We start from the raw sequence: 20,227 nt of genomic DNA on the forward strand, positions 1-20,227 counted from the left end.
ATGATGTTGCAACTTTGTGCAACCATGTTAAATGTGACCTGCGTAGCAAGCTTAAAAATGAATGAAATGTTAATAAAAGAAATCGATATGACAGGGATTAAAAAAATAACTCAGACTTTTTCTCTGCGGCAGTTAACATTTTTGAAAGGTGCAACCGCAAAAAATGTGAGAGAGTGCAACCTGATGAAAAATAGTGTCGCTGAGCACTAAAATTTAATGTAAATGGTGTGTTAAATCGATTGTGAATAACCAGCGCTTCCGGCAGGATACGGTCGCCCTGGTAAAACATAAACTCTGTTACCCCGTTCCGGTGGCAGATATAACGGCAAGTTTCGACATTGCCGATAATAATTTTTTGGAGACTTTAGATGGCTATTAGCACACCGATGTTGGTGACATTTTGTGTCTATATCTTTGGCATGATATTGATTGGGTTTATCGCCTGGCGATCAACGAAAAACTTCGACGACTATATTCTGGGCGGTCGTAGTCTTGGGCCATTCGTGACGGCATTATCGGCGGGGGCGTCGGATATGAGCGGCTGGCTGTTAATGGGGTTGCCAGGCGCTGTTTTTCTTTCCGGGATTTCCGAAAGCTGGATCGCCATTGGCCTGACATTAGGCGCGTGGATCAACTGGAAGCTGGTGGCCGGGCGGTTGCGTGTGCATACCGAATACAACAATAACGCCTTAACATTGCCGGATTATTTCACCGGGCGCTTTGAAGATAAAAGCCGCATTTTGCGCATTATCTCCGCGCTGGTTATTTTGCTGTTCTTCACCATTTATTGCGCTTCGGGCATTGTGGCAGGCGCGCGTCTGTTTGAAAGTACCTTTGGCATGAGCTACGAAACGGCTCTGTGGGCGGGGGCTGCGGCGACGATCCTTTACACCTTTATTGGCGGTTTCCTCGCGGTGAGCTGGACTGACACTGTACAGGCCAGCCTGATGATTTTTGCCCTGATACTGACGCCGGTTATCGTAATCATTAGCGTTGGTGGGTTTGGCGACTCGCTGGAAGTGATCAAACAAAAGAGCATCGAAAACGTGGATATGCTCAAAGGGCTGAACTTTGTTGCCATTATCTCGCTGATGGGCTGGGGACTGGGTTACTTCGGGCAACCGCACATCCTGGCGCGTTTTATGGCGGCGGATTCTCACCACAGCATTGTCCATGCGCGTCGTATCAGTATGACCTGGATGATCCTCTGCCTGGCAGGGGCGGTGGCTGTTGGCTTCTTTGGTATTGCTTACTTTAATGAGCACCCGGCGGTAGCAGGTGCGGTAAATCAGAACGCTGAACGCGTGTTTATCGAACTGGCGCAAATTCTGTTTAACCCGTGGATTGCCGGGATTCTGCTGTCGGCGATTCTGGCGGCGGTAATGTCAACCTTAAGCTGCCAGCTGCTGGTATGTTCCAGTGCGATTACCGAAGATTTATACAAAGCGTTTCTGCGTAAACATGCCAGCCAGAAAGAGCTGGTGTGGGTAGGGCGTGTGATGGTGCTGGTGGTGGCGCTGGTGGCGATTGCGCTGGCGGCAAACCCGGAAAACCGCGTGCTGGGCTTAGTGAGCTACGCGTGGGCAGGCTTTGGCGCGGCGTTTGGTCCGGTGGTGCTGTTCTCGGTGATGTGGTCACGCATGACGCGCAACGGTGCGCTGGCGGGGATGATCATCGGTGCGCTGACGGTTATCGTCTGGAAACAGTTCGGCTGGCTGGGTCTGTACGAAATTATTCCGGGCTTTATCTTTGGTAGTATCGGGATTGTAGTGTTTAGTTTGCTGGGTAAAGCGCCGTCAGCGGCGATGCAAAAACGCTTTGCCGAGGCCGATGCGCACTATCATTCGGCTCCGCCGTCACGGTTGCAGGAAAGCTAAGGGACTTAGCCTGCGGCGGTTTTGTTTGGCTTCAGCAGCGGGTTGCGCTCCCTTAATGTGCCTCGCCATATAAATTGAATGGTGCAGGGAGCGCGCAGGGGGCGGCCAATCGCCGCCGCCCCCTGCACCCCCGGGCTCTGGCAAACAAAATCGCCGCTGCGCGGTACCTTCAGCTTATCCCCTTCGGCTACCGGGTCGGGCGCGAGGTAACGTCCTGTAAGACGCGCCCTCAGCCCACATCCATGTGGGCTGCCCCGGCCTTCGGGGAACGCTTCAGCGATTTTGACGCCACCAACACCCGAGCTGTTATTATGTTCCGGGCAAAAAGTTAGATTTGATAATCGCGAATGGACGAAATTGCTTGATACACCCGCTTATCAGTTTTACATGGAAGCTCTGATGCATTGAGTCTGGACAGTTTTGTCGGCTGGATAAGGCATTTACGCGGCATCTGGCAAGAACACCTGGCTCGTTGTAAACAATCCCATCTTTGTACCTGGAATAATCGTTTATATCCCCTGGCATTACCTCTCTTTGTTTACAATCCAACATCATTTTATAAACATTTCGCTTGTATTTTTCTTTGTCGTAATGATAATCGATATCACTGCGATTTACTTTTCTTTGCATAGATTGACTCAGAAAAACGTTTAAGGGTGGGTGGCATGTTTGTTCCATTTCTCATTATGTTGCGCGAAGGACTTGAAGCCGCGCTGATTGTCAGTTTGATTGCCAGCTATCTTAAGCGTACCCAGCGAGGCCGATGGATTGGTGTGATGTGGATTGGCGTGTTGCTTGCCGCTGCGTTGTGCCTGGGCTTGGGTATCTTCATTAACGAAACCACCGGCGAATTTCCACAAAAAGAACAGGAACTGTTTGAAGGTATCGTGGCGGTGATCGCCGTGGTGATCCTTACCTGGATGGTTTTCTGGATGCGCAAAGTGTCGCGCAACGTCAAAGTACAACTGGAGCAGGCAGTCGACAGCGCATTGCAGCGTGGAAATCATCATGGCTGGGCGCTGGTGATGATGGTCTTTTTTGCCGTTGCAAGGGAGGGGCTGGAGTCGGTCTTTTTCCTGCTGGCGGCGTTTCAACAAGATGTCGGGATCTGGCCGCCGCTGGGTGCAATGCTCGGTCTTGCTACAGCCGTGGTGCTTGGCTTCCTGCTCTACTGGGGCGGTATTCGCCTCAATCTTGGTGCATTTTTTAAATGGACCAGCCTGTTTATTCTCTTCGTCGCCGCAGGGCTGGCGGCTGGTGCCATTCGCGCATTTCATGAAGCCGGATTGTGGAACCACTTTCAGGAAATCGCCTTCGATATGAGCGCGGTGCTCTCAACTCACTCGCTGTTTGGCACGCTGATGGAAGGGATTTTTGGCTATCAGGAAGCGCCGAGTGTCAGCGAAGTCGCCGTCTGGTTTATTTATCTCATCCCGGCGCTGGTGGCATTTGCTCTGCCACCACGCGCAGGGGCGACAGCGTCTCGCTCCGCGTAACAAATACGACGCAAACTCTTGCTTAGTTACAACATACTTTAAAGGGATAGTCTCGTCATGACCATTAACTTCCGCCGTAACGCATTGCAGTTGAGCGTGGCTGCGCTGTTCTCTTCTGCTTTTATGGCTAACGCCGCTGATATTCCGCAAGTCAAAGTGACCGTAACGGATAAGCAGTGCGAGCCGATGACCATTACGGTTAATGCCGGTAAAACACAGTTCATTATTCAGAACCACAGCCAGAAGGCGCTGGAGTGGGAGATCCTCAAAGGCGTGATGGTGGTGGAAGAGCGGGAAAATATCGCCCCTGGCTTTAGCCAGAAAATGACGGCGAATTTACAGCCTGGCGAATACGATATGACCTGCGGTCTGCTGACTAACCCGAAAGGGAAGTTGATCGTCAAAGGTGAGGCAACGGCGGATGCGGCGCAAAGTGATGCGCTGTTAAGTCTTGGTGGTGCAATTACTGCATATAAAGCGTATGTCATGGCGGAAACCACGCAGCTGGTGACCGACACCAAAGCCTTTACCGACGCGATTAAAGCAGGCGATATCGAAAAAGCGAAAGCACTGTATGCGCCGACGCGCCAGCACTATGAGCGCATTGAACCGATTGCTGAACTGTTCTCCGATCTGGATGGCAGCATTGACGCCCGTGAAGATGATTACGAGCAAAAAGCCGCCGATCCAAAATTCACCGGTTTCCACCGTCTGGAAAAAGCATTGTTTGGCGATAACACCACTAAAGGGATGGATAAGTATGCCGACCAGCTTTATACCGATGTGGTCGATTTGCAAAAACGCATCAGTGAACTGGCTTTCCCACCTTCAAAAGTGGTCGGCGGTGCAGCCGGACTGATTGAGGAAGTGGCAGCCAGCAAAATCAGCGGTGAAGAAGATCGCTACAGCCACACCGATCTGTGGGATTTCCAGGCTAACGTTGAAGGCTCGCAGAAAATTGTCGATCTGCTGCGTCCACAACTGCAAAAGGCCAACCCGGAACTGCTGGCAAAAGTCGATGCCAATTTCAAAAAGGTCGATACCATTCTGGCGAAATACCGAACCAAAGACGGTTATGAAACTTACGACAAGCTGACCGATGCCGACCGTAATGCGCTGAAAGGGCCGATTACTGCGCTGGCGGAAGATCTGGCGCAACTTCGTGGTGTGCTGGGACTGGATTAAGCGTTATGCAGTATGAAGATGAAAACGGCGTGAATGAACCGTCACGCCGACGTTTACTGAAAGGGATTGGCGCGCTGGCGCTGGCAGGAAGTTGTCCGGTAGCGCATGCTCAAAAAACGCAAAGTGCGCCGGGGACGCTTTCACCGGATGCGCGCAGTGAAGCGCAGCCGTTTTATGGCGAACATCAGGCGGGTATTCTGACGCCGCAGCAGGCGGCAATGATGCTGGTGGCGTTTGATGTGCTTGCCAGCGATAAAACCGATCTTGAACGGTTGTTTCGCTTGTTGACTCAGCGTTTTGCTTTTCTGACTCAGGGCGGAGCGGCACCAGAAACGCCAAATCCGCGCCTGCCACCACTCGATTCCGGCATTCTTGGCGGCTACATTGCGTCCGATAATCTCACCATCACGTTATCGGTGGGCCACTCATTGTTTGATGAGCGGTTTGGCCTTACACCGCAGATGCCGAAAAAGTTGCAGAAAATGACGCGTTTCCCCAACGACTCGCTGGATGCGGCGTTATGTCATGGTGATGTGTTGCTACAAATTTGCGCCAACACCCAGGACACGGTGATCCATGCGCTGCGCGATATCATCAAACACACGCCGGATTTGCTCAGCGTGCGCTGGAAGCGGGAAGGGTTTATTTCCGACCACGCAGCGCGTAGTAAAGGCAAAGAGACGCCGATAAATTTGCTGGGCTTTAAAGACGGCACCGCCAATCCCGATAGCCAGAATGCGAAGTTGATGCAAAAAGTGGTGTGGGTGACGGCAGATCAGCAGGAGCCTGCGTGGACAATCGGTGGCAGCTATCAGGCAGTACGCTTGATTCAGTTTCGGGTGGAATTTTGGGACAGAACGCCGCTGAAAGAGCAGCAGACGATATTTGGTCGTGATAAGCAAACCGGTGCGCCGCTGGGAATGCAGCATGAGCATGATGTTCCCGATTACGCCAGCGATCCGGAAGGGAAGGTGATCGCGCTGGACAGCCATATCCGGCTGGCGAATCCCCGCACGCCAGAGAGTGAGTCCAGCCTGATGCTGCGTCGTGGCTACAGTTATTCACTGGGCGTCACCAACTCCGGGCAACTGGATATGGGGCTACTGTTTGTCTGCTACCAACATGATCTGGAAAAAGGCTTCCTGACAGTACAAAAAAGGCTCAATGGCGAAGCGCTGGAGGAATACGTTAAACCCATCGGCGGCGGTTATTTTTTTGCGCTGCCGGGAGTGAAGGACGCGAATGATTATCTCGGAAGCGCGTTATTGCGGGTTTAATGTTTTTAGGCGGATAAGGCGTTCGTGCCACATCCGGCGTTCGTGCGTTGATGCCTGATGCGACGCTTGCGCGTCTTATCATGCCTACAATCGGTGCGGGTTCGGTAGGCTGAATAAGGCGGTCACGCCGCATCCGGCGTTCATGCATTGATTACTGATGCGAATCCTGCTGAAAGCACACAGCTTTTTTCATCTCTGTCATCACTCTGTCATCTTTCCAGTAGAAACTAATGTCACTGAAATGGTGTTTTATAGTTAAATATAAGTGAATATATTGTTGCAATGAATGCGAGATCTGTTGTAATTATTAAGTAGCAGCGGAAGTTCCCGGCAGTGATAGTCAGTCACTATGGAGATCGCGGATGGTAACGTCCTGTTCTGGACAATGTTTTGTTAAGCAAGGCTCCACCACTCGCGGAGATTTCTCCTCCGGTAGCAACTTCGTCACTCTGTATTTTTCTCACTTCCTCTCTTTACTCGTGTTACCGACGCCGCAAACGGTGTGCGTAGCCGTTTTTCGGCATTTTATCCAAAAGCAAACTATGGCTTACAAGGAAGCCAACCCTCTGATGTTCGTGCGCATAATCGCGCTGCCAACGGCGCGTGTGATGAATACAAACAACTCAAGGTGCTCTCCATGGGAAGACAAAAAGCAGTGATCAAAGCTCGTCGCGAGGCAAAACGTGTGCTGAGACGGGATTCGCGCAGCCATAAGCAGCGTGAAGAAGAATCGGTCACCTCGCTTGTGCAAATGAGCGGCGTAGAAGCCATTGGTATGGCCCGCGACAGTCGCGATACTTCGCCCATCCTCGCGCGAAATGAAGCGCAATTGCACTATCTGAAGGCTATTGAGAGTAAGCAGCTGATATTCGCCACGGGCGAAGCTGGGTGCGGAAAAACCTGGATCAGCGCAGCAAAAGCGGCAGAGGCCCTGATACATAAGGATGTCGACAGGATTATCGTCACCCGTCCAGTTCTGCAAGCCGATGAAGATCTTGGCTTCCTACCTGGTGATATCGCAGAAAAGTTTGCTCCCTATTTTCGCCCGGTCTACGATGTGCTGGTTCGGCGCTTAGGGGCTTCCTTTATGCAGTACTGCCTGCGACCAGAAATAGGGAAGGTGGAAATTGCGCCGTTCGCCTATATGCGTGGACGTACCTTTGAAAATGCAGTCGTCATTCTTGACGAGGCGCAGAATGTGACTGCCGCGCAAATGAAAATGTTTTTAACCCGCCTCGGGGAGAACGTGACGGTTATCGTCAACGGTGATATCACGCAATGCGATTTGCCTCGCGGCGTGTGCTCCGGATTAAGTGACGCGCTGGAACGTTTCGAAGAGGATGAAATGGTCGGGATCGTCCGATTCGGTAAAGAGGATTGCGTACGTTCGGCACTTTGCCAACGTACGCTACATGCATACAGTTAAGTGTATTATCGGTGCAGAGCCCGGGCGAACCGGGCTTTGTTTTATTTCATTAACAGCAAAGACTTTTACTTCAGGTTAACGTTCTGGGGGGCGACTTTGAGCGTGTTGATAAGCTGAAATTAATTCTGGTTTAGATGCTTTTACCAGGCATTTTTCGTCATAGCACGCGACCAATGTAATGCCGCCAGCGCGGAGAGTTTTTTGCCTATCTTTTTCCAGCCATTCAACCTGTACAGGAGGTCTGGTGCCAATTTTGCGTATGAGGTTTAATCAACAATGAGCCAAAATTTGACTGACTGATTAACACCGAATATATTCTCCTGATTTTATTTTTTAGGGATAATATTAAAAATATAAGGTTAATCTTAATTAAATTTTTGGCTAATATTGTGTGTTGTTATTTTTTGTGGACGGCAAGTCGCAATGGCAAAATAGGTATGGTTGTAATAATCAAAACATGATACTAACTATATATAGATCGTTGAATTGTTGGCATGTAACTCGCTACAGCGAGTAGCGTTAGTAATGAAATATAATCAACATGGATAGGTGAAGATTAATTATGAGCTTTATGGTTTTTGTAACTTGTTTGACAATTGCATTTGTCGCCGGTTTTGCTGTTGCCAGAAAATTGACACTCCGAAAAGTTGCCTCATCGGTAATCATCACTAAATCGCAACCAGTTCCTTCCTCTGCAACTTCCCCTGCTGTTAAGGCGTCGACAAGGAGCTATACACCGCAGAAAATCTATCGTGACTCTCGTTGGCAAGAACGAGATGAGTTGTTCCAGGGAATGGTTGCCGAAGGTATTTTATTGGAAGGAAAAGAGTGGTTAATTACGCGTTGTGAAAAAATCTATTTTGATAATCTGGAGAAATGGTTTGGACATTATTGTCATATCCATTGCCAGGTCTCTCTGGGGCGCTTGATCAACTTTCCAGAACAACCCGAGTTTAGCGAAGAAGAAAGAAAGCGTTTCTTTGCAATTTATAATGGAATGGCAATGGATTATGTTCTGGTTTCAAAGAAGAACAATAAAATAGTCTGTGTTATTGAGCTGGATGATCCGAGTCATGAAAGGGCAGATCGCATTATTCGTGACCGTTGGTTGAATACGATTATGACTATTGCACGGGTGCCTTTTGTACGAGCTTCTGTCACTAAATTGGATGAAATCCCTCCGGTCTGGGATACCCGTGACAAAATGCGCCCATTAGCCGCGGCGACAAAGGGTGAACCGTTGCATTAACTAAGTCTCCCGGTCGGGGCTTCTCATCCCCCCGGTGTGTGCAATATACGAAAAAAAAGCTCGTACTTTCGTACAAGCTCTTCTTTAAATATGGCGGTGAGGGGGGGATTGACTCGCTTCGCTCGCCCTGCGGGCAGCCCGCTCGCTGCGTTCACGGTCTGTCCAACTGGCTGTCGCCAGTTGTCGAACCCCGATCGGGGCTTCTGATCCCCCGGTGTATGCAATATACGAAAAAAAGCCCGTACTTTCGTACGAGCTCTTCTTTAAATATGGCGGTGAGGGGGGGATTCGAACCCCCGATACGTTGCCGTATACACACTTTCCAGGCGTGCTCCTTCAGCCACTCGGACACCTCACCAAATTGTCGTTCCTGTCTTGCTGTAACGGGCGCTAATTTAGGGAAATCATGACCTGAGGTCAACAAACTTTTTTAAAAAATCGCTCGATTATTCAAACTTCAATCAATATGCAGTTTTAATAAGCGAAATTTGCTTTTTTTGCCACCGACCACGGATTTGTTATGCTGGTGGCTTTTGTAGATCATAACGATAAGTGCGAATAAATTTCGCGCAACGCTTTTCGGGAGTCAGTATGGATATCATCTTTTATCACCCAACGTTCGATACCCAATGGTGGATTGAGGCACTGCGCAAAGCTATTCCTCAGGCAAGAGTCAGAGCATGGAAAAGCGGAGATAATGACTCTGCTGATTATGCTTTAGTCTGGCATCCTCCAGTTGAAATGCTGGCAGGGCGCGATCTTAAAGCGGTGTTCGCACTCGGGGCCGGTGTTGATTCTATTTTGAGCAAGCTACAGGCACACCCTGAAATGCTGAAGCCTTCTGTTCCACTTTTTCGCCTGGAAGATACCGGTATGGGCGAGCAAATGCAGGAATATGCTGTCAGTCAGGTGCTGCATTGGTTTCGACGTTTTGACGATTATCGCATCCAGCAAAATAGTTCGCATTGGCAACCGCTTCCTGAATATCATCGGGAAGATTTTACCATCGGCATTTTGGGCGCAGGCGTACTGGGCAGTAAAGTTGCTCAGAGTCTGCAAACCTGGCGCTTTCCGCTGCGTTGCTGGAGTCGAACCCGTAAATCGTGGCCTGGCGTGCAAAGCTTTGCCGGACGGGAAGAACTGTCTGCATTTCTGATCCAATGTCGGGTATTGATTAATTTGTTACCGAATACACCTGAAACCGTCGGCATTATTAATCAACAATTACTCGAAAAATTACCGGATGGCGCGTATCTCCTCAACCTGGCGCGTGGTGTTCATGTCGTGGAAGATGACCTGCTCGCGGCGCTGGATAGCGGCAAAGTTAAAGGCGCAATGCTGGATGTTTTTAATCGTGAACCCTTACCGCCGGAAAGTCCGCTCTGGCAACATCCACGCGTGACGATAACACCACATGTCGCCGCGATTACCCGTCCCGCTGAAGCTGTGGATTACATTTCGCGCACCATTGCCCAGCTCGAAAAAGGGGGGAGGGTCTGCGGGCAAGTCGACCGCGCACGCGGCTACTAATAAAGCATCAGGTTTCCTGCTATCCTTGGCGGGAATTGAATACAGGAGAGAGTTATGTATCCCGTCGACCTTCATATGCATACCGTTGGCAGCACGCATGCATATAGCACATTGAGTGATTACATTGCCCAGGCCAAACAAAAGGGCATTAAACTTTTTGCTATCACCGATCATGGCCCGGATATGGAAGATGCGCCGCATCACTGGCACTTCATTAACATGCGTATCTGGCCGCGAGTGGTTGATGGGGTTGGGATCCTGCGCGGCATCGAAGCTAACATTAAAAATGTTGATGGTGAAATTGATTGCAGCGGCAAAATGTTTGATTCGCTGGATCTGATTATTGCCGGTTTTCATGAGCCGGTTTTTGCGCCGCATGACAAAGCGACCAATACACAAGCGATGATCGCCACTATCGCCAGCGGCAATGTGCATATAATAAGCCATCCCGGAAATCCGAAATATAAAATAGATGTTAAAGCCGTTGCTGAAGCAGCCGCGAAACATCAGGTGGCGCTGGAAATCAATAATTCCTCATTTTTACACTCACGTAAGGGCAGTGAAGACAACTGTCGTGCGGTAGCCGCAGCGGTACGTGACGCTGGAGGTTGGGTGGCATTAGGCTCGGATTCTCACACCGCGTTTACCATGGGTGAATTTGAAGAGTGTCTTAAAATCCTCGACGCGGTAGATTTTCCGCCAGAGCGCATTTTGAATGTTTCTCCGCGCCGCTTACTGAACTTCCTTGAATCTCGCGGTATGGCACCGATTGCGGAATTTGCAGACCTTTAATTACTAGTAATGGAAATATATTAATGAACGAGTTTTCTATCCTCTGTCGTGTGCTGGGTTCGCTCTATTACCGCCAACCACAAGATCCTTTACTGGTGCCGCTGTTTACCCTGATTCGTGAGGGGAAACTGGCTGCGAACTGGCCACTGGAGCAGGATGAGTTGCTGACACGTTTGCAGAAAAGCTGTGATATGACGCAAGTCTCTGCCGATTACAATGCGTTGTTTATCGGCGATGAATGTGCTGTGCCGCCATATCGTAGCGCATGGGTTGAGGGCGCGACGGAAGCGGAAGTGCGCGCTTTTCTTTCCGAACGGGGGATGCCATTAGCGGATACGCCAGCCGATCACATCGGCACATTGCTGCTCGCGGCTTCCTGGCTGGAAGATCAGTCAACGGAAGATGAGAGCGAAGCACTGGAAACACTGTTCAGTGAGTATCTGTTACCCTGGTGTGGTGCGTTCCTTGGTAAAGTGGAGGCCCATGCAACTACGCCTTTTTGGCGCACCATGGCACCGCTAACCCGCGATGCTATTAGTGCAATGTGGGACGAGCTGGAAGAAGATTCTGAAGAGTAAATGTGATCTGCATCACTCATAACTGCAATAGATAATTTGTTGTTGCATAAAATGTGTGCTCGATCTCATTCATGGCCGCGTTTTCTGCTATCATGCGCGGCATGAACATACTTCTCTCTATTGCAATCACAACAGGCATTCTCTCCGGTATCTGGGGATGGGTGGCTGTTTCCCTGGGCTTACTAAGCTGGGCGGGCTTCCTGGGCTGTACGGCCTACTTTGCCTGCCCGCAAGGTGGGCTGAAAGGGCTGGCGATCTCCGCTGCAACCCTGCTTAGTGGCGTGGTGTGGGCGATGGTCATTATTTACGGTAGTGCACTGGCACCACATCTGGAAATTCTCGGTTATGTCATAACCGGTATTGTCGCGTTTCTGATGTGTATTCAGGCCAAACAGCTGCTGCTTTCATTTGTTCCGGGGACGTTTATAGGCGCATGCGCGACGTTTGCCGGGCAGGGTGACTGGAAACTGGTGTTACCTTCGCTGGCGCTTGGGCTGATATTTGGTTACGCAATGAAAAACAGCGGCCTGTGGCTGGCGGCGCGTAGTGCAAAGACGGCGCACCGTGAGCAGGAAATCAAAAATAAAGCGTGAGGGGCACTCACGCTTTCGCTTAAACCGTAAAATGCCGGATGATAATTCCGGCTTTTTTATCTGTCAGGATTCCGGTGGAACCGACATATGGCGGTATTTCACCAGAATGTCGTTCTGCCGTTCTGCTTTGTTCTGCAAATCCCACAGACCACGGTCAATACCATCATTAATCAGGAAAATGACCCCTGTTTCGATAGCCGACATCAGGCACAGCATAACGGGTTCGTTCGAGGTGTAACCCACTTCCCCTTCCAGCAAGCGCTGGTAGTCAATAAAGCGGAAAACCCCGGCCTGAACTTCATAGGAAAGTATCGTCTTACTGGTGTTCACCGAGGAGAGGATCTCACCGGTACTCACATTGACGACACGCAGGTTCACGGCAATCTGATCAAGCTGGTATTGCGTGTCGGCACCGATCCCAAAATATCTTGCCCCAACCCCGCCCGATTTAACGTTGCTTTCATAACCGATAATCGAACCTTCAACCATGATATTTGCCGCCGTTAAAGACTGCAGCGGGATTCGGTTATTAATGGCAACCGTACCGTTTTCTTGTGCCGCACGAATAATCTTGCGCTCGTTAAGCAGGTTTTGTAAGCCCTGGCGCTCCAGCGGTATAAACCAGCGAGAATCTTTCAATGCCGTGACCAGCATTGCCGTGGCGCTTTGCGGAACAGCAGTGGAGAAGTTACTTGCCGGGTAAGGTTTAAATTGCCCGGTTTCGTCCTGAATGTTGTATACCGAAACAAAGATCTTACCCGTCGGCGCTGGCAGATGGGTCAAATCTTTGTAGCTCTGAGCACGAGGCATTAATGTCGGTCTGGCTGCTTCTTTAGGCGGGGCGGTTAAGCATCCGCTCAGTAACATGACGGCAACCAAAAGAAATAAGCGCTGCATGATTATTTTCCTTATGAAGCTGGGGCTTAAAAATCGGTTGAGTTATTTTGTAAACCCGAAACCTGGATGGTCGAGGTTTGTCCGGTTTTACGATCTGTCACGTTCAACTGCAATTGACCATCGCGGTTAGCAATATCAACAATATAATCGTTGGTCACCATGCGGCCCGGTTTACCGGTATTAATATTCGACAGTAGCCCACCTAAAATTTGTGACTGGATGGCCTGAGTAAAGTTATCTAACGCTGAGGGTGTTTCAATACCATAGTCATCGTTATAGCTCGGATCTTTATACGAGTTTTGGGCCTGGGCGCTATTTAATAAAAAAGCGCCATTATTTGGGTTACCACCAAAGTTTGGATTACGGAACTGGAAAGTCATGGTTCCAGCCCAACTTAAAGGCGAAATAAGCATGAGTAGAACTACTGCATGTTTGACACGCATTGCAGCCTCCGAACAATTTTTTATTTAAAATTCATCATGCGCCAAATCGCCCGTACTTAATAACGCCTGATTTATCTGGCGACGATTTAGTGCTTCTTCAGTTTGAATCAGTGCAAAGACGACAGTTTTTTCGAAGTCTCTTTTCAACGGGAATAAAAAAGTCTGGAAAATAACGTCCTGATTGACCGTTATAGTGATCCAACTTCCCCATCGTGCACTGGGCCTTTCATTAATCGTTAAGTTACCCGTATAGTCACTTTCCCATTTATCACTAAAGGCTCGGTAAAAATCATGGCCAATAGATGAAACAGTATGGTCAGTTAACAATCCCGGGACTTCTACCTCAACGGCGTGAAGATTCCCTGCGGCGAACAGAAATTCTGCCGCCACAATCCAGCGTAAATAACGTTTCATGGCTTTATCGCCTGAGGTTATCGTTTGCCCAGGAAACCGCTTGTGTCCGGTTTTTTACAGCTATCTTCTTGAAAAGGTTATAAAGATGCGTTTTAACCGTATTTTCGCTGATGAACAACGAACGAGCGATCTCGTTATTAGACGCGCCGATACGCAGCTTATTCAGGATCTCTTTTTCCCGATGAGTAAGGAGGGCTGATTCCGTGCTGTTATAACGATAGTTACCCGAATGCGTAATCAGGTAGCTGGCAAGCTTTTGCGTAAAGTAGCATTCGCCGCGCAGGACGCCTTGCAACCCATTGACAACACGTTCTTGATCCTCCATGGCATAAAAAACGCCGTTGATATGAGGCCAGTTTTCAATGTCGCGGTACGGGTAATCTTCAGGCGTATTTAGCAACAATATTTTGATATTGTTGTTTTTCCTGCTCAAAGTATCCTGCCAATAATGGATAAGCTTTTTATCCGCTTCCATCATATCCAGAAGAATAATAGAGCCTGAAGATATATCGTCCAGAGAACGTTGAATATTATGTAATTTTCCTGTAATTGCCAGCGATTGTTTAAGGTGCTGCAAGAGAGCTGTCGCCTGCAAAGAAGGTTTAGTGATCAACAATAATGTATGACCATGGATACTATGGACTTCATTAAACATGATGAAACCCCGCTTTTTTTATTGATCGCACACCTGACAGCTGCCTCTAAAATAGAAGCACCAGAAGTACTGACAGATGTTGCACTGCTGTGTGTAGTAATAAATCAGCCCTAAATGGGTAAAATATAAAACTAATGGATTACATCTGATTTCAATCTAGCCATTACAAATCTTAAATCAAGTGTTAAACATGTAACTAAATGTAACTCGTTATATTAAAATGTTAACCTTAAGGTTTTATTAAGTTTAGAAATGATAGAAAAGTTGTACATTTGGTTTTTATTGCACAATTTTAAAAAATCATACAAATGGTGCTAACTTGCTAATAATGCATATAAAAAATATTTCGGTGTAGTCCTTTCGTCATGTAAAACGTTCTTGTTTTTTCTCCACACCTCCGTGGACAATTTTTTACTGCAAAAAGACGAGGTTTGTCACGGCTTGTGCGCAAGACATATCGCAGCAATCAGCGACGGGCAAGAAGAATGGCTGTCTGGTGATTTTTGATTGCGGAAAACGGAGATTTAAAAGAAAACAAAATATTTTTTTGCGTAGATAACAGCGTATTTACGTGGGTTTTAATACTTTGGTATGAACAAAAAAAGAAAAATACAACGCGCGGGTGAGTTATTAAAAATATTTCCGCAGACATACTTTCCATCGTAACGCAGCGTTAACAAAATACAGGTTGCGTTAACAACCAAGTTGAAATGATTTAATTTCTTAAATGTACGACCAGGTCCAGGGTGACAACATGAAAAACAAATTGTTATTTATGATGTTAACAATACTGGGTGCGCCTGGGATTGCAGCCGCAGCAGGTTATGATTTAGCTAATTCAGAATATAACTTCGCGGTAAATGAATTGAGTAAGTCTTCATTTAATCAGGCAGCCATAATTGGTCAAGCTGGGACTAATAATAGTGCTCAGTTACGGCAGGGAGGCTCAAAACTTTTGGCGGTTGTTGCGCAAGAAGGTAGTAGCAACCGGGCAAAGATTGACCAGACAGGAGATTATAACCTTGCATATATTGATCAGGCGGGCAATGCCAACGATGCCAGTATTTCGCAAGGTGCTTATGGTAATACTGCGATGATTATCCAGAAAGGTTCTGGTAATAAAGCAAATATTACACAGTATGGTACTCAAAAAACGGCAATTGTAGTGCAGAGACAGTCGCAAATGGCTATTCGCGTGACACAACGTTAATTTCCATTCGACTTTTAAATCAATCCGATGGGGGTTTTACATGAAACTTTTAAAAGTAGCAGCAATTGCAGCAATCGTATTCTCTGGTAGCGCTCTGGCAGGTGTTGTTCCTCAGTACGGCGGCGGCGGTAACCACGGTGGTGGCGGTAATAATAGCGGCCCAAATTCAGAGCTGAACATTTACCAGTACGGTGGCGGTAACTCTGCTCTTGCTCTGCAAGCTGACGCCCGTAACTCTGATCTGACCATTACCCAGCACGGCGGCGGTAACGGCGCAGATGTTGGCCAAGGTTCTGATGACAGCTCAATCGATCTGACTCAGCGTGGTTTCGGCAACAGCGCTACTCTTGATCAGTGGAATGGTAAAGATTCTACTATGACTGTTAAACAGTTCGGTGGCGGTAACGGTGCTGCTGTTGACCAGACTGCATCTAACTCCAGCGTTAACGTCACTCAGGTTGGCTTTGGTAACAACGCGACCGCTCATCAGTACTAATACATCCTCTGTATTAAAGAAACAGGGCGCAAGCCCTGTTTTTTTTCGGGAGAAGAATATGAATGCGTTATTACTCCTTGCGGCACTTTCCAGTCAGATAACCTTTAATACGACCCAGCAAGGGGATATGTACACCATTATTCCTGAAGTCACTCTTACTCAATCTTGTCTGTGCAGAGTACAAATATTGTCCCTGCGCGAAGGCAGTTCAGGGCAAAGTCAGACGAAGCAAGAAAAGACCCTCTCATTGCCTGCTAATCAACCCATTGCTTTGACGAAGTTGAGTTTAAATATTTCCCCGGACGATCGGGTGAAAATAGTTGTTACTGTTTCTGATGGACAGTCACTTCATTTATCACAACAATGGCCGCCCTCTTCAGAAAAGTCTTAATTTGTTGAAATATCGAGCATAAGATGAATCTGGAGAGAATGGTCTGCTGCGGATCAGCCAACCTGAAAGTATGGATAACACAACCCTCAAGGATGACTAATCATTGAGGAAATAGAATAAATGTTCAGACCTTTTTTAGACTCTCTAATGCTCGGCAGTATGTTTTTTCCTTTTATTGCCATCGCAGGAAGCAGCGCGCAAGGGGGCGTGATCCACTTTTATGGCCAAATTGTGGAACCGGCATGTGACGTCAGCACCCAGTCATCACCCGTAGAAATGAACTGCCCACAGAATGGCTCTGTTCCGGGCAGAACCTATTCCAGCAAAGCGTTAATGAGCGGCAATGTCAAAAACGCGCAAATAGCCTCAGTAAAAGTGCAGTATCTTGATAAACAGAAAAAGCTGGCTGTAATGAACATCGAATATAACTAAGTTTCTGAACAACTCACCTTGCTGAGCAGAAAAATGCGATTTAACCAAAAAGCCTGCTGTACACTTAAGAAACAAGAAGGTGTAAGGAGGCGTTATGAAAACGCGTATTCATGTTGTGCAGGGTGATATTACCAAACTGGCCGTTGATGTGATTGTGAATGCGGCTAATCCGTCATTAATGGGAGGCGGCGGCGTCGATGGGGCCATTCATCGCGCAGCGGGTCCGGCGCTGCTGGATGCCTGTTTAAAAGTCAGGCAACAGCAGGGCGATTGCCCTACGGGGCATGCCGTTATTACGCTTGCAGGCGATCTTCCCGCTAAAGCCGTAGTGCACACCGTCGGGCCAGTCTGGCGTGGTGGTGAACAAAACGAAGACCAGCTTTTGCAGGATGCCTATCTCAATAGCCTACGACTGGTGGCGGCAAACAGCTATACGTCAGTGGCTTTTCCTGCAATCAGTACTGGGGTTTATGGTTACCCTCGTGCGGCAGCGGCTGAAATCGCAGTAAAAACCGTTTCAGAATTTATTACCCGTCACGCTTTACCCGAACAGGTATACTTTGTCTGTTATGATGAAGAAAACGCCCACCTCTACGAAAGACTCCTTACCCAACAAGGAGATGAATGATTTGCCCCGGCTGGCGAGCGCGGTGCTGCCACTGTGTTCGCAACATCCCGGTCAGTGTGGTCTTTTCCCTCTGGAGAAAAGTCTGGATGCGTTTGCCGCCCGGTATCGTCTGGCCGAAATGGCAGAGCATACGCTGGATGTTCAGTATTACATCTGGCAGGACGATATGTCGGGTCGGTTACTGTTTTCCGCCCTGTTAGCCGCAGCAAAGCGTGGCGTTCGCGTCCGTTTGTTGCTGGACGACAACAATACACCCGGACTTGACGACATTTTACGCTTGCTTGACAGTCATCCCCGCATTGAAGTCCGGCTTTTTAATCCTTTCTCGTTTCGCTTGCTACGTCCGCTTGGTTATATCACCGACTTTTCCCGTCTCAATCGCCGTATGCACAATAAAAGTTTCACTGTCGATGGCGTGGTGACGCTGGTGGGAGGTCGAAATATTGGTGATGCCTATTTTGGGGCAGGGGAAGAGCCACTTTTTTCGGATTTAGATGTCATGGCAATAGGACCCGTGGTAGAGGACGTTGCCGATGATTTCGCCCGCTACTGGTATTGCAAATCGGTTTCACCCTTACAGCAGGTGCTGGATGTCCCGGAAGGTGAAATGGCGGATCGCATCGAGTTACCCGCCTCCTGGCATAACGATGCTATGACGCATCGTTACTTACGCAAAATGGAATCCAGTCCGTTTATAAATCATCTGGTTGATGGAACGTTGCCGCTTATCTGGGCGAAAACACGTTTATTAAGTGATGATCCGGCGAAAGGGGAAGGCAAGGCAAAACGGCATTCACTGTTACCGCAGCGCCTGTTCGATATCATGGGCTCACCCAGTGAACGCATCGATATTATCTCTTCCTATTTTGTACCGACACGCGCAGGTGTGGCGCAACTCTTACGGATGGTGAGAAAAGGGGTAAAGATTGCGATCCTAACCAATTCTCTTGCCGCTAACGATGTTGCTGTCGTCCATGCCGGATACGCACGCTGGCGCAAAAAATTGCTCCGCTACGGCGTGGAATTATATGAACTCAAGCCGACGCGTGAACAAAGTAGTACGTTACACGATCGCGGCATAACCGGTAATTCCGGTGCCAGCCTGCATGCTAAAACCTTTAGCATCGATGGTAAAACGGTGTTTATCGGCTCTTTCAATTTCGATCCGCGTTCGACATTGCTCAATACTGAAATGGGGTTCGTGATAGAGAGCGAAACGCTGGCACAGTTAATTGATAAACGCTTTATTCAGAGCCAGTATGATGCGGCCTGGCAGCTCCGTCTGGACAGGTGGGGACGGATCAACTGGGTTGATCGTCATGCAAAGAAAGAGATTATTCTCAAAAAAGAACCCGCCACCAGTTTCTGGAAGCGGGTTATGGTCAGACTGGCGTCGATATTGCCCGTGGAATGGTTATTATAAGCGTGGCTTAACGGGCTGGTGCTTTATCGTTCTCACGCTTGACAACCGGTTTACCAGAGAACAAAAACTTCAGTAACGGGATGCGTAAATGAATTTCATACAGAATTATCGCAATCCCTACAACGAATATCAGGCCACAGAGAAAACCAAGCCAGTTGGAGGTGATGTGCGGTGTAATGTATGCGCCGAAAAACAGCGTTAACGGGTGGTGAACCAGATAGATAAACAGCGATGCGTTAACAAAATAAGTCACCCGCGCTGACTGGAAGTTTAGCAAACGGTGGCCAAAGGAGAAGACCACATTCACCATCCACAGACCGAGGACCATGGTGATCACCGACTCGGTTTCGTACATCCAGGCATCGCCACTGCCATAGCGCTGGTTGAGTAAATAAGCGACAAACGCCAATGCTGCTGCAAGGGTACAGCCACGAGACGGCGTGGTAAACAAGGCTTTAAGATGAGGGAAAATGAAAGCCAGTGCGCCTAGGATAAAGAACGGCAAATAAAATAGCGTTTGCATGACAATAAAATTGAACATGCCATTACTCAGAATGGGCGGATACACAATAAAAATCGTTCTTCTTATTACCGCATAACCGATGCCGAGGCACAAAAAAATCACCGATAGTTTTACCATCGAGAATTTTTTATTCGTTTTATCAGAATTTTCTAAATTATTTCTGATGCGTTTAAATATCCATACGCACAGCGTCGTCATGACTACTAACACCAGTAAAAACCACAGGTGTGATATTAATTCCCAGGCCAACGTATTATATTTGTCATACAATGATAGCCTAGGCCAACTTTCCGCTTTCCCTTTGACGTATTGCAGCATAATAAATTGCGGTAATGTCAGTAGGGGGATGGCTGTTAACATCGGGATACCTACACGTTCGACACGTACTTTCCACCATTTTTTCAAGGGATAGCGTAAAAAAAGCATGTAGGAAAAGTAGCCGGATATAACGAAAAATACCTGCATGCGGAACGAGTGGATGAAGTCATTAAAAAGGGTCAGCCACAATGACGGTTCGGCGCTATTCACATGCCATGTATGGCTCGAATAGATTAAAGAAATATGAAAAGGGATCCCTAACAACATCAGCCAGGCGCGGATGGAGTCGAGGAAATATTCACGTTGCGCGGGTACTGGATTCATATATGGTTAACTAATCTCGGATTTTTCGTCTTATCCCTGTCGGGTTATGCCTTTAGGCTTGTTGCCATAG

General features: G+C 48.2%; 22 protein-coding genes and 1 tRNA gene. 17 read left to right on the forward strand and 6 right to left on the reverse strand.

Annotated elements, in window-relative coordinates; all coding sequences use genetic code 11:
- The 7 genes from ACJHX7_RS01420 (at window position 1) to ACJHX7_RS01450 (ending at window position 8,510) form a co-directional block, all read left to right on the forward strand.
- On the forward strand, window positions 1-210 hold the full coding sequence (locus ACJHX7_RS01420) for a hypothetical protein (RefSeq protein ID WP_000979516.1): 210 nt from the start codon (window positions 1-3) through the stop codon (window positions 208-210).
- 158 nt (window positions 211-368) lie between these two features.
- Window positions 369-1,877, forward strand: a complete 1,509-nt coding sequence (putP, locus tag ACJHX7_RS01425; protein ID WP_001018486.1) for a sodium/proline symporter PutP — start codon at window positions 369-371, stop codon at window positions 1,875-1,877.
- 665 nt (window positions 1,878-2,542) lie between these two features.
- Window positions 2,543-3,373, forward strand: coding sequence for an iron uptake transporter permease EfeU (gene efeU, locus ACJHX7_RS01430; RefSeq protein WP_000497942.1), 831 nt, complete (start codon window positions 2,543-2,545; stop codon window positions 3,371-3,373).
- A 57-nt stretch (window positions 3,374-3,430) separates the two neighbouring features.
- Entirely contained in the window at window positions 3,431-4,558 is a 1,128-nt protein-coding gene (gene efeO, locus ACJHX7_RS01435; RefSeq protein WP_032171097.1) for an iron uptake system protein EfeO, read from the forward strand.
- A 5-nt stretch (window positions 4,559-4,563) separates the two neighbouring features.
- Complete coding sequence (gene efeB / locus ACJHX7_RS01440) at window positions 4,564-5,835, forward strand: iron uptake transporter deferrochelatase/peroxidase subunit (RefSeq protein ID WP_001199158.1); 1,272 nt, start codon at window positions 4,564-4,566, stop codon at window positions 5,833-5,835.
- Window positions 5,836-6,472: 637 nt separating this feature from the next.
- Window positions 6,473-7,261: a phosphate starvation-inducible protein PhoH gene (gene phoH, locus ACJHX7_RS01445; protein ID WP_000533533.1), complete on the forward strand. Its 789-nt coding sequence runs from the start codon at window positions 6,473-6,475 to the stop codon at window positions 7,259-7,261.
- A 562-nt stretch (window positions 7,262-7,823) separates the two neighbouring features.
- A complete protein-coding gene (locus ACJHX7_RS01450) occupies window positions 7,824-8,510 on the forward strand; it encodes a DUF2726 domain-containing protein (RefSeq protein WP_001361396.1) in 687 nt (228 codons plus the stop codon).
- 270 nt (window positions 8,511-8,780) lie between these two features.
- Here the strand turns inward: ACJHX7_RS01450 and ACJHX7_RS01455 are convergent.
- Window positions 8,781-8,868: transfer RNA gene (locus tag ACJHX7_RS01455), tRNA-Ser, on the reverse strand.
- 233 nt (window positions 8,869-9,101) lie between these two features.
- Here ACJHX7_RS01455 and ghrA point away from each other — a divergent pair.
- The 4 genes from ghrA (at window position 9,102) to ACJHX7_RS01475 (ending at window position 12,003) form a co-directional block, all read left to right on the forward strand.
- Entirely contained in the window at window positions 9,102-10,040 is a 939-nt protein-coding gene (ghrA, locus tag ACJHX7_RS01460; protein ID WP_410231513.1) for a glyoxylate/hydroxypyruvate reductase GhrA, read from the forward strand.
- Between the two features lie 54 nt (window positions 10,041-10,094).
- Complete coding sequence (ycdX, locus tag ACJHX7_RS01465) at window positions 10,095-10,832, forward strand: zinc-binding phosphatase (protein ID WP_094029805.1); 738 nt, start codon at window positions 10,095-10,097, stop codon at window positions 10,830-10,832.
- A 23-nt stretch (window positions 10,833-10,855) separates the two neighbouring features.
- Entirely contained in the window at window positions 10,856-11,410 is a 555-nt protein-coding gene (gene ycdY, locus ACJHX7_RS01470) for a molecular chaperone YcdY (protein WP_001001921.1), read from the forward strand.
- Window positions 11,411-11,511: 101 nt separating this feature from the next.
- Window positions 11,512-12,003 (forward strand): DUF1097 domain-containing protein, encoded by a 492-nt coding sequence (locus tag ACJHX7_RS01475; protein WP_001300785.1) that lies wholly within the window; start codon window positions 11,512-11,514, stop codon window positions 12,001-12,003.
- A gap of 63 nt (window positions 12,004-12,066) precedes the next feature.
- Here the strand turns inward: ACJHX7_RS01475 and csgG are convergent, their stop codons facing one another.
- From csgG to csgD, 4 genes are read right to left on the reverse strand one after another with little or no spacing between them, the layout of a single operon-like run.
- Window positions 12,067-12,900, reverse strand: a complete 834-nt coding sequence (gene csgG, locus ACJHX7_RS01480) for a curli production assembly/transport protein CsgG (RefSeq protein WP_001189321.1) — start codon at window positions 12,898-12,900, stop codon at window positions 12,067-12,069.
- 26 nt (window positions 12,901-12,926) lie between these two features.
- Window positions 12,927-13,343: a curli production assembly/transport protein CsgF gene (gene csgF / locus ACJHX7_RS01485; protein ID WP_001264096.1), complete on the reverse strand. Its 417-nt coding sequence runs from the start codon at window positions 13,341-13,343 to the stop codon at window positions 12,927-12,929.
- A 24-nt stretch (window positions 13,344-13,367) separates the two neighbouring features.
- Window positions 13,368-13,757, reverse strand: coding sequence for a curli production assembly/transport protein CsgE (csgE, locus tag ACJHX7_RS01490; protein ID WP_000833288.1), 390 nt, complete (start codon window positions 13,755-13,757; stop codon window positions 13,368-13,370).
- A gap of 4 nt (window positions 13,758-13,761) precedes the next feature.
- Window positions 13,762-14,412, reverse strand: coding sequence for a biofilm master transcriptional regulator CsgD (csgD, locus tag ACJHX7_RS01495; RefSeq protein WP_000481500.1), 651 nt, complete (start codon window positions 14,410-14,412; stop codon window positions 13,762-13,764).
- A gap of 754 nt (window positions 14,413-15,166) precedes the next feature.
- Here csgD and csgB point away from each other — a divergent pair.
- From csgB to clsC, 6 genes are all read left to right on the forward strand, one after another.
- The gene (gene csgB, locus ACJHX7_RS01500) at window positions 15,167-15,622 is read left to right on the forward strand and encodes a curli minor subunit CsgB (RefSeq protein ID WP_001360656.1); all 456 of its coding nucleotides are present in this window, start codon (window positions 15,167-15,169) and stop codon (window positions 15,620-15,622) included.
- A gap of 40 nt (window positions 15,623-15,662) precedes the next feature.
- Window positions 15,663-16,118 carry a curli major subunit CsgA gene (csgA, locus tag ACJHX7_RS01505; protein ID WP_000771435.1) on the forward strand — a complete coding sequence of 152 codons (456 nt, stop codon included), beginning with the start codon at window positions 15,663-15,665 and terminating at the stop codon, window positions 16,116-16,118.
- 58 nt (window positions 16,119-16,176) lie between these two features.
- Window positions 16,177-16,509 (forward strand): curli assembly chaperone CsgC, encoded by a 333-nt coding sequence (csgC, locus tag ACJHX7_RS01510; protein ID WP_000992818.1) that lies wholly within the window; start codon window positions 16,177-16,179, stop codon window positions 16,507-16,509.
- Between the two features lie 120 nt (window positions 16,510-16,629).
- Window positions 16,630-16,941: a type 1 fimbrial protein gene (locus ACJHX7_RS01515; protein WP_000489565.1), complete on the forward strand. Its 312-nt coding sequence runs from the start codon at window positions 16,630-16,632 to the stop codon at window positions 16,939-16,941.
- Window positions 16,942-17,035: 94 nt separating this feature from the next.
- Complete coding sequence (gene ymdB, locus ACJHX7_RS01520) at window positions 17,036-17,569, forward strand: O-acetyl-ADP-ribose deacetylase (protein ID WP_000857405.1); 534 nt, start codon at window positions 17,036-17,038, stop codon at window positions 17,567-17,569.
- Window positions 17,511-18,992, forward strand: a complete 1,482-nt coding sequence (gene clsC, locus ACJHX7_RS01525) for a cardiolipin synthase ClsC (RefSeq protein ID WP_001307714.1) — start codon at window positions 17,511-17,513, stop codon at window positions 18,990-18,992. Before ymdB ends, clsC begins: the two co-directional genes overlap by 59 nt.
- Window positions 18,993-18,999: 7 nt before the next feature.
- Here clsC and mdoC read toward each other — a convergent pair whose 3' ends face one another.
- Complete coding sequence (mdoC, locus tag ACJHX7_RS01530) at window positions 19,000-20,157, reverse strand: glucans biosynthesis protein MdoC (RefSeq protein WP_001070362.1); 1,158 nt, start codon at window positions 20,155-20,157, stop codon at window positions 19,000-19,002.
- Window positions 20,158-20,227 lie beyond the last annotated feature (70 nt).

The organism is Escherichia sp. WS1451 (assembly GCF_046487365.1).
GTDB classification, from domain to species: domain Bacteria; phylum Pseudomonadota; class Gammaproteobacteria; order Enterobacterales; family Enterobacteriaceae; genus Escherichia; species Escherichia coli.